Annotated in this window: 10 protein-coding genes; all 10 read right to left on the bottom strand. The window is 62.8% G+C overall.

The window, feature by feature from the left end:
• Positions 1-339: a DUF2934 domain-containing protein gene (locus tag SGN16_RS16105; protein WP_210639017.1), complete on the bottom strand. Its 339-nt coding sequence runs from the start codon at positions 337-339 to the stop codon at positions 1-3.
• Positions 340-359: 20 nt separating this feature from the next.
• Positions 360-3,146: a malto-oligosyltrehalose synthase gene (locus SGN16_RS16100; protein WP_210639016.1), complete on the bottom strand. Its 2,787-nt coding sequence runs from the start codon at positions 3,144-3,146 to the stop codon at positions 360-362.
• Positions 3,143-5,221 (bottom strand): 4-alpha-glucanotransferase, encoded by a 2,079-nt coding sequence (gene malQ, locus SGN16_RS16095; protein ID WP_210639015.1) that lies wholly within the window; start codon positions 5,219-5,221, stop codon positions 3,143-3,145. The genes SGN16_RS16100 and malQ overlap by 4 nt, the downstream gene beginning before the upstream one ends.
• Positions 5,218-7,020 (bottom strand): malto-oligosyltrehalose trehalohydrolase, encoded by a 1,803-nt coding sequence (treZ, locus tag SGN16_RS16090; protein ID WP_210639014.1) that lies wholly within the window; start codon positions 7,018-7,020, stop codon positions 5,218-5,220. Before treZ ends, malQ begins: the two co-directional genes overlap by 4 nt.
• 7 nt (positions 7,021-7,027) lie before the next feature.
• Complete coding sequence (glgA, locus tag SGN16_RS16085) at positions 7,028-8,599, bottom strand: glycogen synthase GlgA (protein ID WP_210639013.1); 1,572 nt, start codon at positions 8,597-8,599, stop codon at positions 7,028-7,030.
• A gap of 627 nt (positions 8,600-9,226) precedes the next feature.
• The gene (locus tag SGN16_RS16080) at positions 9,227-10,189 is read right to left on the bottom strand and encodes a D-2-hydroxyacid dehydrogenase family protein (protein ID WP_210639012.1); all 963 of its coding nucleotides are present in this window, start codon (positions 10,187-10,189) and stop codon (positions 9,227-9,229) included.
• Between the two features lie 11 nt (positions 10,190-10,200).
• Positions 10,201-11,232: an alpha/beta hydrolase gene (locus tag SGN16_RS16075; protein WP_210639011.1), complete on the bottom strand. Its 1,032-nt coding sequence runs from the start codon at positions 11,230-11,232 to the stop codon at positions 10,201-10,203.
• Between the two features lie 85 nt (positions 11,233-11,317).
• Positions 11,318-11,752: a YqaA family protein gene (locus tag SGN16_RS16070; RefSeq protein WP_335945200.1), complete on the bottom strand. Its 435-nt coding sequence runs from the start codon at positions 11,750-11,752 to the stop codon at positions 11,318-11,320.
• Positions 11,752-12,198, bottom strand: coding sequence for a DUF411 domain-containing protein (locus SGN16_RS16065; protein ID WP_210639009.1), 447 nt, complete (start codon positions 12,196-12,198; stop codon positions 11,752-11,754). The genes SGN16_RS16070 and SGN16_RS16065 overlap by 1 nt, the downstream gene beginning before the upstream one ends.
• A gap of 284 nt (positions 12,199-12,482) precedes the next feature.
• Positions 12,483-14,477, bottom strand: coding sequence for a methyl-accepting chemotaxis protein (locus tag SGN16_RS16060; protein WP_210639008.1), 1,995 nt, complete (start codon positions 14,475-14,477; stop codon positions 12,483-12,485).
• Positions 14,478-14,635: the final 158 nt, after the last annotated feature.

The following is a 14,635-nucleotide window of genomic DNA, read 5'->3' as shown; positions in this document are numbered from 1 at the left end:
TCAACTCGCCGGCGGCTTGCGTGCCGCCCGTGGCTTCTTGTCGGCAGGTTTTTCAGCGGGCGTGACCGCTGCTGAAGGTTTGGTCGCAGGCTTGGCCTTGGCGGTACTTTTGGGCGCGGCCTTGGCTGCGGTGTTTTTGGCCGCGCCTGGCTTGGCGCCATCGGCCTTGCCGGCCGCAGGTTTGGCCGCCGCCTTGGCCGGTTTGCTCGGCGCGAGCGCTTCAGCTTCGGCCAGTTTGCGCGCCATCTCCCAGTGGCGTTTTTCCTGCCCTGTCGGCTTACCCTCGGATTCCCAGATTTGATAGGCGAATTCACGAATGCGTTTATCGTCGGTACTCATCGCGGTGCTCCTGACTGAACTCAAGGTTGGATAAAGACATTGACCGGGAAGTCCCCCAGCGCGGCGCTGACCATCAGCTCCCTTTGGGGTGTGACTGCTGCGCTTGAAAAAAGTCCCTTCAGTTTTTCATCCTCGGCGGCAAATGGCAGCGACACACGGGTATCGCCCCAGTCCGATGCAGCCACCTGCGGCACGGCACTGTTTTCCAGCAGGCCGGCTGCGTGGATCGGTACAACTATGATTGCCCGTTGTTGCTCGTGCTCACGCATGAACGCCAACACCCGTTGGGCGTGTTCGCCGAACACCGGTAGCGGCTGATAGCTGCCTTGTTGGAACAACTGCGAGTGTTCGGCCCGCACCGCCAGGGTCCTGGCGATCAACGCCTGCTTGACCCGGCCGTCGCGCCAGTCACGTATCAGCGCTGCCGGGGTATTGTCGGCGTGCATCGCCTCACGGCGCGCCTCGAAATCCACCGGTCGGCGGTTGTCCGGATCCACCAGGCTGAAATCCCAGAATTCGTTGCCCTGATACAGGTCCGGCACGCCAGGTACGGTCATTCGCAGCAAAGTCTGCGCCAAGCTGTTGAGGGCGCCCGCTGCGGCAATGGCCTGGACCGCTTCGGCAATGGCGCTGCGCAGGGGCAGCCCTTCATCGCACAGCAGCAGCCGTTCGAGGAACATCTGGGTGGCCTGCTCGTAGGCGTCGTTGACCGCTGCCCAACTGCTTTGCAACTTGGCTTCGCGCAGGGCCTTGCGTTGCCATTGCCACAGGCGTTCGTTGTAGTCGGCCAGTGCCTGGGGGGCATGGAGATCAAGGTCCAGTGGCCAGCTTCCGAGCAGTGCCTGGTAGAGAATCAGTTCATCGCCGGTCGAGGGGGCCGCGGGGTCGCTGTGCAGTGAAGGCGAGAGAATGCGCCATTGCTCCACACAGGCGATGTACCAGTGCGGACGTTCACTGAGCACTGCCAAGCGTGCGCGGGTGTCCTCGCCACGCTTGTGGTCGTGGGTGGCGGTGGTCACCAGGTTGTCGGGGCAGTGTTGCAGCCGCTCGAGACAGGCGTCGTGGAATGCTTGCGGCGGGGCGCTGAAACGTTCGGTGTTGTAGCCCACGTCATTGCGGGACAGCAGCACCGCGGAACGATAGAGCGCGGTGTCTTCCACGGCCTTGGCGGCGGCCGGTGACGTCAGTTGCTGGAAACGCACGCAGGCGTGGCGCAGGCGCTTGCGCTGGCTGCCGCGTGGTCGTTGCCGCCAGGGCATGCCGCCGAGCCAGCCGGCCAGGCAATCGAGCACTGGCCAGTCGGCTTCGCTGAGGGTTTGCCGGGCGCCTTCCAAGGCCTGGTTGAAAAACACTTCGTCCTCGGTGGAGCGGCCCAATGGATTGATGTAGGTGCGGTACACCGGGAAATGCACGATCAGCTCCTGCAAGGCCCGACGAATTGCCCCCAGGGTCAGGTCGCGGGTCATCACATCGTCCCGGGCCACTTGGAGCAGGGCCTGGGCGACGCTTTCGAAGTCGCCGGCCAGGGACCCGTTGAGAATCTGCTGGCGCGCCAGGCGCGCTTCTTCGATGAAGTGCGCCGGCCGCTCGCTGAGACGGCTCCAGAACTCGGCAAGGGGCTCGGCGCCGGCCGGGTCATGTTGCAACAGCGAGATCTGGTTCATGAATTCGTAGCCGGTGCTGCCGTCGATGTTCCAGTCCCGGCGCAAAGTCTCGCCATCGCCGAGGATCTTCTCGATGAAAATCGGTAGGTGCCGCGACGGCGAAAGCGAATCGACACGTCTGCGCAACTTGCGGCAGTAACCGCGAGGATCGGCCAGTCCGTCGATGTGGTCGATCCGCAGCCCGTCTACCAGGCCTTGGGCGATCAGTTCGAAAATTTTTGCGTGGGTCGCTTCGAACACGGCCGGGCGCTCGACGCGCAGGCCGCCCAGTTCGTTCACATCGAAAAACCGCCGCCAGTTGATGTCGTCCGCTGCGGTGCGCCAACTGGCCAGGCGATAGCTCTGGCGCTCCAACAGTTGATGCAGCCGTTCGAAGCCTTCGGGCTCCAGGGAGTCATAGCCGCGCAGGTTGTCCGCGATGGCGGCGAGGATACCCGGCTGGGTGGCCAGGTCCCGCAGCTCTGCCTGCAGCGGGCGGGCGAGGGTATGGGCGTCGGTCTGGTAGTTCAAGGTGGTGAAGCGCTCGGCCAAGGCCTTGAGCGATTCTGTCAGGTCCGGCGCTAGGGTTTCGGCGGGCTTGAGCAGCTCGCCGTACTGCATCGGGCAGATGGGGAAGTGATGCTCGTAATGCTCGACATAGAAGCGGCCTTGGGAGGCATCGAAGCGTAGGTTCAGCGTGCCTTCCTGCAACGCCACACCGTAGTCACTGCCCAGGAACGGCAACAGCAGTTGGCCTTCCATCAACGGGTCAGGGGAGTGCCACTGGATGTCGAAGAACTCGCCATAAGGACTCAGGCGCCCCCATTCCAGCAGGTCCAGCCACCACGGGTTATCGTTGCCGCCGACGGCCATGTGGTTGGAGACGATGTCGAGGATCAACCCCATTCCGTGCTCGCGCAGGGTCGCGACCAGGCGCTTGAGCGCGGCTTCGCCGCCCAGCTCCGGATTGACCTGGGTCGGATCGACGACGTCGTAGCCATGCATGGACCCGGCGCGGGCCTTGAGCAGTGGCGAGGCATATATGTGGCTGATGCCCAGCGCGGCAAAGTACGGTACCTGTGGGACGGCATCGTCCAGGGTGAAGTCTTTATGAAACTGCAGGCGAAGTGTGGCCCGTAGTGGTTGGATCAACGTCGGTTTCATCGGTCACGCTCGCTCGCCTGAAGTCTCGCGCAGGCGAGTATTTCCAGACGCCGGGCGGCGTCCGGGGCATCCAGCAACGCCTGGCTTTCGTGGGCCAGGCGGCGGCGCCAGTTAGGGTGGGTGTCGGTGGTGCCGGGCAGGTTCGCTTGCTCGTCGATGCCCAGGGCATCCTCGATCGGCAGCAGCACCAGTGGCGCGCGGGTGTGGCCAAGGAAGCGCACGCTGGCGTCCAGCACCTGGTCGGTCTCGTGGTGTTCTTCGCGAAAATTCTGCGGATCCTGGTTCAATGCGTTGCGCAGGCCTTCGCGTTCCCGCTCGCGATGTTTGCGCCAGTCCATCTCGGTGTGGGAGTCGATCAACTCCAGCCGCGCGTTCCAGTCGATATCATGACCATGCCACCAGCCATTGAGGGTCGGCAGGTCATGGGTGCTGGTGGTTGCCAGTGCGTTGTCCGGCCAGTCGAGAATCGGCTTGAAGTGGGTGTTGTCTTGTTCGAACAGCAGCACGCGCATGCCCAGGATCGCGCGGGCACTGAGTTTTTCCCGCAGGCCGTCCGGCACGGTGCCGAGGTCTTCGCCCAGCACGATGGCCTGATGGCGATGGGACTCCAGCGCCAGCAGGCGCAGCAGATCGTCCAGCGGATAATAGAGGTAGGCGCCATCGGCGGGTGGGGCGTCGTTGGGGATTACCCACAATCGTTGCAGCCCCATGACATGATCGATGCGCAAGCCGCCAGCGTGGGCGAAGTTGGCTCGCAACATTTCAATGAAGGCGCGAAAACCGTTGCGTACCAAGCCTTCCGGGGAAAACGCCGAGATCCCCCAGCCTTGCCCGGAACGGTTGAGAATGTCCGGCGGCGCCCCTACGGTCAGCGAGGCGAGCAGTTCGTCCTGCCGGCTCCAGGCCTGGCTGCCACCACCATCGGCGCCCACCGCCAGGTCGGCGATCAGGCCGATGCCCATGCCACTGGATTTGGCTGTGCTCTGGGCGCGCTCCAGGCAACGGGTAATCAGCCACTGGCAAAAGGCGTAGTAGCCAATCTCGTCAGCATTTTCTTCGGCAAAATGCGTCAGCGCAGGGCTGCGTGGGTTACGCCATTCTTCGGGCCAGTGACGCCAGTCCAGGCTTTCTCCCCGAGCCGCGCGTTCGGCCTGCAAGGCTTCGAAACGGCAATGGTTTTCCAAGGCTTCGCCGCTGCTGTGGCGAAAGCTGCTGAAGTCTTCATGCAGTGGGTGTTCGCCCTGGCTGAAACCGTCATACAAGGCACGCAGGATTTTCTGTTTGGCCTGGGCCGCTACCGGCCAATCGATCAGAGGTTGTTCTTCCAGGCTGCGCAGCTGATTGGTCAAGCCAGTGGCATCGATGGCTGTGCGCAGCGCGCGCTCACCCAGAATGGTGCCCGGCGCGGCATACAGGCTGTTGAGGAACAGTCGGCTGGAGGGTGAGTAAGGGCTGTAGCTTCCGGTGTTGCTGCTGAACATCGCGTGCATCGGGCTGATGGCGATAGCATCGGCACCGCGTTCGCCAGCCACCCGCGCCAGTTCTTCCAACGCCTGGGTGTCGCCGAAACCGCCGTCGCCAGGACGCCTGAGCGCGTACAACTGCGCGCTCAGGCCCCAGGCCCGTGGCGTCGGGTCGTCCACCGCATCGGCTACGCTGTAGCAACGGGCCGGCGCTACGGCCAGGGTGAAATGCTGGTCCTGGATGGCGACATGCTGATAACCCACCGGGATCATCCCCGGCAGTTTGGCGTCGGCGTCGAGTTTGAGGTTCAGCGTCGCGCCATCCTCGAGTTTGATTTCGCAGGGCGTTGCCGCTTCGAAATAGCGACTCAGGTCCACGCTGACACCGACGTCAGCGGTGATCAGCGGTGGGAGTTGATGATTCTGCTGATCCTGTTGCAATTGCTGCAGGCTGGCATCTATTTCCTGGGCGCTCCCAGCGGGATGGCCCAGGCCCGTCAGGACTGAACGCAGTACGGCGGGCGATACTTTTTGCGCCCGGCCGTTGGCGTCTATCCAGTCCACTGCAAGGCCCGCTCGACTGGCGAGAATTTCAAGTTGCGCATCGCTCATAGGCGCTCTCCAGTGATGTTGGGCACGTTTGCCGCTTGCGTCAGACTGACCAGCGCGCTGTAGGGCGCAAGGGCGCCCTGTTGCAACAGACCCATGGTCTGCTGCGGATGTTCGAAAAGAATGCGCGCTTCTTGCGGGGCGGTATGCTCGACCGGCTGCTCGCTGAGGTTCAGGTCAATGCGTAACACGCTGCCGTCCCCCAACCGCCAGCGTGCGCTGACCGCGCCATAGCCCAGCACATCGGCCCCCAGGGCCTGGGCTCCGGGCAGGCGCGGGACGATCTCTTCGCGGCGAATCTTCAACAGCTTGCGGTACAGCGCCTCGGTGGCGTGCTGTTGGGTTTGCTGCGCCTCGAACACCGGGCGTGAGGCTTCGAAAGTGCTGGCGTCGTTGGGGTCGGGAATCCGCTCGCGATTTTCGGGATCGGCGAAGGCACTGAAAGCCGCGAACTCGTTGCGCCGGCCCTCACGCACCAGCTCCGCCAATTCGCCGTGATGGCTGGTGAAGAACAGGAACGGATGCTCGGCGGCCACTTCATCGCCCATGAACAGCAACGGAATCATGGGCGACAATAGCAACAAGGCGATTGCCGCGTGCAAGGCTTGGGGCGGGGCCAGTTGATGCAGGCGCTCACCCAGGGCACGGTTGCCGATCTGGTCGTGGTTTTGCAGGAACAGTACGAACGCGTTGGGTGGCAGATGCCCGCTGGGTTCGCCCCGGGCCTCGCCATGGCGATTGGTGTGGCCCTGGAAGACGAAACCCTGGCTGAGGCAGCGCGCCAGTTGTTCGGTCGGTTGTTCGGCATAGTCGGCGTAATAGGCATCGGTTTCGCCGGTCAGCAGCACATGCAGGGCGTTATGGCCGTCGTCGTTCCACTGGGCGTCGTAGTGATGTTCCAGCAGGCTGGCCTGGTTGTGCTCGTTTTCAACGGTCAGCCAGGCATGCCGGGTCGGGTCGATCTGCTGCCGCACCTTGATCGCCAGCTCCTGGAGGAAGTCCGGATCTTCAATGGCATGCACGGCATCCAGGCGCAGGCCGTCAAAACGGTATTCCAACAACCACATGAGTGCGTTATCGATGAAGAAGTCCCGCACCTCGCGGCGGCGGAAGTCAATCGCCGCCCCCCAAGGCGTGTGCTTGTCTTCGCGGAAGAACCCCTTGGCATAGCGATGCAAGTAGTTGCCGTCGGGGCCGAAGTGGTTGTAGACCACGTCCAGAATGACCGCCAGCCCATGGCCGTGGGCGCTGTCGATCAGGTGCTTGAGTTGTTCCGGCGTGCCGTAGGACGCTTGGGGGGCGTAGGGCAGGACGCCGTCGTAGCCCCAATTGCGATCGCCGGGAAACTGCGCCAGCGGCATCAGTTCGATGGCGGTTACGCCCAGGCCGGCCAGGCGTGCCAGGTGCTGCTCGACCCCTTCGAAACCACCCAGGGCACCGACGTGCAGCTCGTAGATCACCGCTTCGTGCCAGGGCCGACCGGACCAGTTCGTGTGGCGCCATTGATAAGCATGGGGATCGACCACCACGCTGTGGCGGTCGATGTCACCGGCCTGGGCGCGGGAGGCCGGGTCTGGCACCTCCAGTTCGCCGTCGATGTTGTAGCGATAGCGGGTGCCGGCGGGGCAGCGGGTCTGGATCATGAACCAGCCGTCGGCTTGGGGCAGCAGCGGTATTGACTCGCCAGTGTCGAGCTCGACACTGACAAAAAAAGCATCCGGGGCCCAGAGGGCGAAACGGGTGTGCTCGGCATCGAGCATGACCGCGCCATGGGTCCAGGTTTCAGGCGTCCTTGACGGCATTGTTACCTCATTGTCTGGCCGATTTACCCAGTGACTTGGCCACTAGCTGTTCGTAGAGTTCGGCATAGGGCTCCACGGCCTTGCACCAGTTGAAAGGGGCCGACATGGCCCGGCAGCGCATGGCGTTGAGCAGGTCGGGAAAGGCGAAGACCTTGAAGGCCCGGCTCAATGCCTGTTTGTAGCTTTCCACCGTGGACTCATCGAACAGAAAGCCGGTGATGCCGTCCTCGATGGTGTCTGCCAGCCCGCCGGTATTGCGCGCTACCGGCAGCGAGCCGAAACGCTGGGCGTACATCTGGCTCAAGCCGCATGGCTCGTAGCGCGAGGGCATCAGCAGGAAGTCGCTGCCGGCGAACATCCGCCGAGCGTCGGTTTCGTTGAAGCCGATGCGCACGCCGATCCGTCCGGGGAAGCGCAGTGCCAGTTCACGCATGGCTTGTTCTTCTTCCGGTTCGCCGCGGCCGATGATGGCGATCTGTCCACCAGACTCGACGATGAACTCGGCGACCGCTTCGGTCAGGTCCAGGCCTTTCTGGTACACCAAGCGCGACACCACGGCGAACAGCGGGCCGGTAGAGTCGTCGAGGCCGAACAGATCGCGCACATGGGCAGCGTTGACCGCCTTGCCTTCCCAGTCGCCCATGGCGAACTGGCGGAACAGGTGCGTGTCGGTGGCCGCGTCCCAGCTTTCATCGATGCCGTTGGGGATGCCGCTGAGCAGGCCTTGTTGGGTCTTGGCCGCGAGGAATCCGTCAAGGCCGCAGCCGAACGCCGGGGTGGTGATTTCCTGGGCATAGGTGGCACTGACCGTGGTGATGTGGCTGGAGTAGGCCATGCCGGCCTTGAGGAACGACAGTTTGCCGTAGAACTCCATGCCTTCTTGTTGCAGTGCGTGTTCGGGAATACCCAGTTCCGGGCAGGACGCCAGGCTCACCACGCCCTGGTAGGCCAGGTTGTGGATGGTGAACAGGGTCGGCGTGCGCTGGCCGCGCCAGTGCATATAGGCCGGTGCCAGCCCGGCTGGCCAGTCGTGAGCGTGGACCAGGTCGGGGCACCAGTGGATCTGTGCCAGGTTGGCGGCGATGTCGGCCGCGGCCAGGCCCAGGCGGGCGAAGCGAATGTGGTTGTCGGGCCAGTCGCGACCGTTGTTGGCTCCGTAAGGCGAGCCTTCGCGGGCAAAGAGCTCCGGGCAGATCAGGACATAGATCACCAGGCCATCGGCCATGTCCATGCGCCCGATCTTGCAGGGCGGCAGCGCTGCGTGGCCACCCAGTTCGCCGATGATGTGGATGGGATTGCCGCTGTTCATCACCTGCGGATAACCGGGGATCAGCACCCGGACATCATGCAGGCCAGCCATGGCCCGAGGCAGTGCGGCCGAAACGTCGCCCAGGCCGCCGGTCTTTACCAGGTCAGCGATTTCCGACGTTACGAACAATACCTTCTTGCGATTGGGATTCTGTCGAACGACGGGGAGCAGTGCCTTGCCGCCGGTGGCCAGCACCGGTGCCGTCGGGGATTCAGCCGCCGGCGGTAATTGAGAACGGACTTGCTGTGGTTCCAAGGCAGCACTGATCATAACTTTCTCCCATTTTCTCGATCTGTTTCCGGCAAGCGCCAGAGCTGTTGTTTCATTGGCCGAATCCTGCGGCCAGGCGCACAAGCGCTACGCAAGGAAAGCAAAGCGCTGCCCAATGCGGCGAAGCGAATCAGGTGGAAGGGTGGTTGCAAGGAATGCACCACCCGCTGTTGCCCTACCTCTAACCTGACCTGTCGCCGTTGTGAAAAGTTTCGACTTTTTTTCAGCTGGATGACCGGTAGGTTTTTCCCCCGGTTAGGCAGTCTAGGTCAGAACTTAGAGCGGTGCGGCTCGCTTCGTCGCATTGTCGGACAATCACGGTTTTTGTCGGCAATCTCCTACACGACAAAGGGGGATACGCACCGACGAAGTGCAGTTCCTTGTCACCAAAAAGGTGTAGGGGCAACTCGATGTTTCATCGCCGTGCGCGATGCAATGGCGCGACGCACCATTGGAGGGCGGGTGGGGTAGAGGCGTTTTGATGGCCATTTTCAGTGTTGGAAAAACACTATTCTACGGGAGCGAGCTTGCTCGCGATGGCGGCAGATCATCACCATCGAGAGTGACTGGTACACCGCTATCGCGAGCAAGCTCGCTCCCGCAGGGAAGGCTATGGTGGAGTTGAGATCAGGTGACTGGCGTCAACAAGCGGATCGGCTTGCCCGCCGCCCAGGCCTGCAGGTCCTCGATCATCATGGAATAGAACTGCTGGTAATTCTGTCGGCTGACGTACCCCACATGTGGCGTGGCCAGGACGTTGTCCAGGGTTCGGAATGGGTGGTCGGACGGCAACGGCTCTTGGGCGAACACGTCCAGGGCGGCACCGGCCAGGCGCTGGTGCCGGAGGGCGTCGATCAGGGCGGCCTCATCGACGATCGGCCCACGCGCGGTGTTGACCAGCAGCGCCTCAGGCTTCATCCAACCCAGGGCCTGGGCATCCACCAGGCCGCGGCTGCGCTCGCTGAGCACCAGATGGATCGAAAGAATGTCGGCCTGTTCGAACAGCGCCTGCTTGCTCACGTAGGTCACACCGGCTTCGGCGGCTTTTTCCTCGGTGAGGTTCTGGCTCCAGGCGATCACCCGCATGCCGAACACCTGGCCGAACTGCGCGACGCGCTTGCCAATGCTGCCCAGGCCGAGAATCGCCAGGGTCTTGCCGTGCAGATCTCCGCCCAAGCCTTGCTGCCACAGGCCGGTGCGCAGGGCATTGGCTTCCTGCACCAGGTTGCGGGTCAGGGCCATGATCAGCGCCCAGGTCAATTCAGGGGCCGCGTGCTTGTAGCTGTCGGTGCCGCAGACCTGGATGCCCAGCTCGGTGGCGGTCTTGAGGTCCAGGGCGGCATTGCGCATGCCGCCGGTGAGCAACAACTTGAGGTTGGGCAGGCGGCGCAGCAGGCCTTCGTCGAACGATGTGCGCTCACGCATCACACAGATGACTTCAAAGCGCTGCAGGCGCTGTGCGAGGGTGTCGCGGTCGGCTGGGTAGTCGTGAAGGAAAGTCACCTGGCCGATATTGTCCAGCACCGACCAGTCCACCACGTCTCGTGCCACGTCTTGCCAATCGTCGATGACTGCTATTTGCACCGCCATGGAACACCTCGTCAGGGAATGGGTTTGTCCAGCCAGCCCAGCAGGGCCTGGTGGAACCGATCCGGCTCTTCCATCTGCGGGGCATGCCCCAGATTGGGGAACTCCACCAGGGTCGAGCGGGGAATCAACCGGGCAACCTGCTTGCCCAGTACCTCATAACGGCCCAGTTTGGCTTTCACCGCCGGCGGCGCGATGTCGCTGCCGATGGCGGTGGTGTCAGAGGTACCGATCAACAGCAGGGTTGGCACACTCAGGTCCTTGAACTCGTAATAGACCGGCTGGGTGAAGATCATGTCGTAGATCAGCGCCGAGTTCCACGCCACTTGCACATGACCGGGCCCTTTGTTCAATCCGGCGAGCATGTCCACCCAGCGCTCGAATTCCGGCTTCCAGCGGCCGCCGTAATAGGTGGTGCGCTCGTAATTGCGAATGCCATCAGCGTTGAGTTTCAGCTCGCGCTCGTACCACTGGTCCACGCTGCGGTAGGGCACGCCGAGGGCCTTCCAGTCCTCCAGGCCGATGGGGTTGACCATCGCCAGACGCTCGACCTGATCGGGAAACTGCAAGGCATACCGGGTGGCGAGCATGCCGCCGGTGGAGTGGCCGAGCACGATGGCTTTCTGCACACCGAGGGCCTTGAGCAGGGCCTGGGTGTTGCTCGCCAACTGCTGGAAACTGTACTGGTAATGGGCTGGTTTGCTCGAGGTGCAGAAGCCGATCTGGTCCGGGGCAATCACCCGGTAGCCGGCCTCGCTGAGGGTCTTGATCGAATCGCCCCATGTCGCAGCGCAGAAGTTCTTGCCGTGCATCAGCACCACGCTGCGGCCATTGACCTTGCCTTGGGCCGGCACGTCCATGTAGCCCATCTGCAACGCCTGGCCCTGGGACTGCAAAGCGAAATGCTTGAGGGTATAGGGGTATTCGAACCCTTCGAGCTGCGGCCCGTAGGCCTGGCCTTGTGGCGGATTCTCGGCGTGGGCGAGCAAGGGCAGGGCGGCGCTCAGGAACAGGCTGGGCAACCAGCGAGAGGTGGGACGCGACATGGTCAATCTCCTTGGGGCAACCGCCGATCCTGGAGTGGCCCGATTATGGCGACATTAACCACAGGCAACCGAACGACCCGAACGTTCAACCCATCCAACCCAGGGTCGCGAGGGCGAGGGCGCCATAACGCAGGCCTTTGGCAAGGGTCACGAGCAACAGAAAGCGCCGCCAGGGTTCACCCATCACCCCGGCCACCAGGGTCAGCGGATCGCCGATCACCGGCAGCCAACTGAGCAGCAGCGACCAGCGTCCATAGCGGCGGTAATGCACGCGGGCCTTGTCCAGTTGGGCCGTGCTGATGGGGAACCAGCGCCGATCCTTGAACTGTTCCAGGCGTGTGCCCAGCCACCAGTTCACCAGCGAGCCCAAGACATTGCCCAGTGTGGCGACCCCCAGCAGCGCCCAGAGCACATAGCGCTCGCTGAGCAGCAGGCCAACCAACAGGGCTTCCGATTGCAGGGGTAACAAGGTTGCCGCCCCGAAGGCGGCCAGGAATAACCCGATGTAAGCCTCACCCATCAATGGGCCGGGTAATCCGCCACTACGGTTTGCGTCCCGTCTTTTTTCAGGCCGATCACCTGGTAGGCATCACTCATGCCATCCATTTCCATGCCGGGCGAGCCCATGGGCATGCCCGGCGCGGCCACGCCGAGCAAGTCATCGCGTTGGCTCAAAGCCAGCACCTGGTCGGCCGGGACATGGCCTTCGACGAATTTGCCGTTGATCTCGGCGGTATGGCAGGAGCGCAGGTTCGGCGCCACGCCCAGGCGTTGCTTGACCGAACTCATGTCGGCTTCGACATGGTCGTTGACCTTGAAGCCGTTTTCTTGCAGGTGCGAGATCCATTTTTTGCAGCAGCCGCAATTGGCATCGCGGTGCACATCGATGGTCACCGGTTCGGCGGCCTGGGCCAGGGAGGTCATGAACAGGGCGCTCAGGGCGAGCAGGTGCAGGGGCTTGGCCATGGGGGTGGTCTCGTATCGAACGTTTGGGCGCAGGATAACAGAGTAGCGACGGTGAGCTGACAGGGGGCTGAGGAGGGGATTACAGAATTGTCAGGTTGGAGGGGCACTGCGATGGGAGGGGTGACGCAGGTTAACCTGACACCGCAGCCCCCCTGTGGGAGCGAGCTTGCTCGCGATAGCGGTGGAGCTGCGATGACGATGCTGGTCTTGCCGTCGCCATCGCGAGCAAGCTCGCTCCCACAGGTGGTGCGGCGGATAGAAGTTTGTATCCGCCTGCCAATGGATCAGCGAACCTTGAACCGCCCCATGATCGCATTCACCCGAGTGTTGGCCTCCAGCAGCTGCCGGGTGTTGTTCTCGCTGGCCAGGCCGCTTTCCACCAGCTCCTCGACCATGTGGCGGATCTGCACCATGCTGCGATTGATTTCCTCGGTCACGGAGTTCTGTTGCTCGGCAGCGGTGGCGATCTGGGTGCTCAGGCTGTTGATCTGGCTGACGGAGCCGGCCATTTCATCCAGGCCCGAGTTGACGCGGGAGGTGGCGTCGGCGGCCGACTGGCAGCTGGCCTGGGTGTTTTCCATGGCCGCGACCGACGAACTCACGCCCTGGGTCAGGCGGGTCAGCATTTCGTTGATTTCCGACGTGCTGGCCTGGGTGCGGGCGGCAAGGGCGCGGACTTCGTCGGCCACGACCGCGAAGCCACGACCCTGCTCGCCTGCCCGGGCGGCCTCGATGGCGGCGTTGAGCGCCAGCAGGTTGGTTTGCCCGGCGATGGCCCCGATGACGCCGAGGATCTCGGTGATGCGATGAGCATCCTGCTGCATGCTCTCGACCTTGCGGGTGGCGCTGGCCACTTCATCGATCAACGCCACCACGCTATTGGATGCCTCGCCGACCACCACCCGAGAGCGATCAGCGTGTTCGTTCGCGCGCTGAGTGAACGCTGCGGTTTCGGCGGCATTATGTGCGACGCTTTCTGCCGTGGAGCTCATTTCGGTGATGGCGGTCACGGTCTGGTCGGTTTCCGAGGCGTGGCGCATCAGGATTTCGCTGGTGTGGGCCGAGGTCCGCTGCAGGTTATCCAGGCTCGACGCCATGGCGCCGGTGGCCTGGGTGACTTCGCTGATCATGTCTTGCAGGTAAGCGATAAAGCGGTTGACGGAGTGGCCGATAGCCCCCAGCTCGTCCTCGGCACGGATGGTGATGCGCCGGGTCAAGTCGGCATCGCCGGTGGACAACGCGTCGATGTTGCCTTTGAGGATCTTCATGCGGTTGGTCAACTGACGGATCGCGTACAACTGCATCAATACCAGCAGAATCACCATCGGAATTTGCAGCAGGCTCAGGGTGCTCAGGACATCGTCGCGCTGGGCGGTGATCAGGCGGGTAGGCAGGGCGGTGGCCAGGAACCACGGCGAACCTTCGATAGGGCGCATGAAAAACGTGCTGGCTTCGCCCTTGTTGTCAAACTCGACCCGTTGCAGTGGCTGGTCACGGTTGGCCAGGCCAGCCTTGACCTGAGCAGCGAAGGGCGAGGTGGCCGCCAGTTCGCTGATATTCTTGAGCACGATCGGGCCGTTGATGCGCGAGCTGTTGCTGATGATCTTGCCGTCTGCTTCGACAATCAGCATTTCAGCGCTCAGGTCCGCTTCCTTGCGCGCCACCAGCTCGTTGAAGAAACCCAGGGTCACGTCGATGGTGGAAACGCCGTAAGGGACGCCGTTTTTCTGGATGGACATGGCGCAGTTGGTACGGGGTTCGGCGCTGGCGTCATCTTTATACGCTGCGGCCCAGGCGCATTTGCCGGCTGGGGTGGCCATCCCGCCCTTGTGCCAGGGCTGTTCGTAATAGTTTGGCGCGGCGTCGCTGTTCCAGAAGGTGTTGACCACCAGTTTGCCGGATGCATCGCGGTGCCAGAATGTGCTGAATTTGTTGCGGCCCTCGGCGCGCTGGTTGGGCAACGGCCAGATCCCGCCGCCGAAGACTTTCAACTCGCCATATTGATCGACAAGTCCGGGTAGCACTTTGTCGATGGCATCGCTGTCGAGCAATGGGATGGTCTGGGTGATGCTGCGTTGCTGCGCCTGTACTTTGTTCAGTTCGCCCTTGATCTGTTCGGCGACTTCGGCGATGCGGTTAAGCACCACTTGTTCCTCGGTCTGGCGTAGTTTGGGTGCGACCAGATAGCTGATGCCCACCACCGTCAGAATTGACAGCACCAACATGAAGATGACTAGGAATAGCGTGTAGCGGGCCTGAATGGTGCGGAATGCGGGCATGTGGAGAGTCCTTGCACGTAGGCGTCGTTCGGAGCAGGCACGATGGGAGATTCTGTTTTTATCGGCCTGTTACGATAGAGCTTGAGTGCCACATGCCTCGCTACATCAAGCCGCCAGGCTCACCTCATTGTCGAACCGCAGCGGCCTGTGGGTTGGCA

The sequence above is a fragment of the Pseudomonas sp. G166 genome (assembly GCF_037027455.2).
Lineage (GTDB): Bacteria > Pseudomonadota > Gammaproteobacteria > Pseudomonadales > Pseudomonadaceae > Aquipseudomonas.
The sequence above is the reverse complement of the archived record's forward strand: the minus strand, read 5'-3'. Positions and strand labels throughout refer to the sequence as shown.

Excerpts from the sequence above, each read along its gene's own strand:
- SGN16_RS16105 (WP_210639017.1), bottom strand. The coding sequence starts at position 339 with ATGAGTACCGACGATAAACGCATTCGTGAATTCGCCTATCAAATCTGG.
- SGN16_RS16100 (WP_210639016.1), bottom strand. The coding sequence starts at position 3,146 with ATGAAACCGACGTTGATCCAACCACTACGGGCCACACTTCGCCTGCAG.
- malQ (WP_210639015.1), bottom strand. The coding sequence starts at position 5,221 with ATGAGCGATGCGCAACTTGAAATTCTCGCCAGTCGAGCGGGCCTTGCA.
- treZ (WP_210639014.1), bottom strand. The coding sequence starts at position 7,020 with ATGCCGTCAAGGACGCCTGAAACCTGGACCCATGGCGCGGTCATGCTC.
- glgA (WP_210639013.1), bottom strand. The coding sequence starts at position 8,599 with ATGATCAGTGCTGCCTTGGAACCACAGCAAGTCCGTTCTCAATTACCG.
- SGN16_RS16080 (WP_210639012.1), bottom strand. The coding sequence starts at position 10,189 with ATGGCGGTGCAAATAGCAGTCATCGACGATTGGCAAGACGTGGCACGA.
- SGN16_RS16075 (WP_210639011.1), bottom strand. The coding sequence starts at position 11,232 with ATGTCGCGTCCCACCTCTCGCTGGTTGCCCAGCCTGTTCCTGAGCGCC.
- SGN16_RS16070 (WP_335945200.1), bottom strand. The coding sequence starts at position 11,752 with ATGGGTGAGGCTTACATCGGGTTATTCCTGGCCGCCTTCGGGGCGGCA.
- SGN16_RS16065 (WP_210639009.1), bottom strand. The coding sequence starts at position 12,198 with ATGGCCAAGCCCCTGCACCTGCTCGCCCTGAGCGCCCTGTTCATGACC.
- SGN16_RS16060 (WP_210639008.1), bottom strand. The coding sequence starts at position 14,477 with ATGCCCGCATTCCGCACCATTCAGGCCCGCTACACGCTATTCCTAGTC.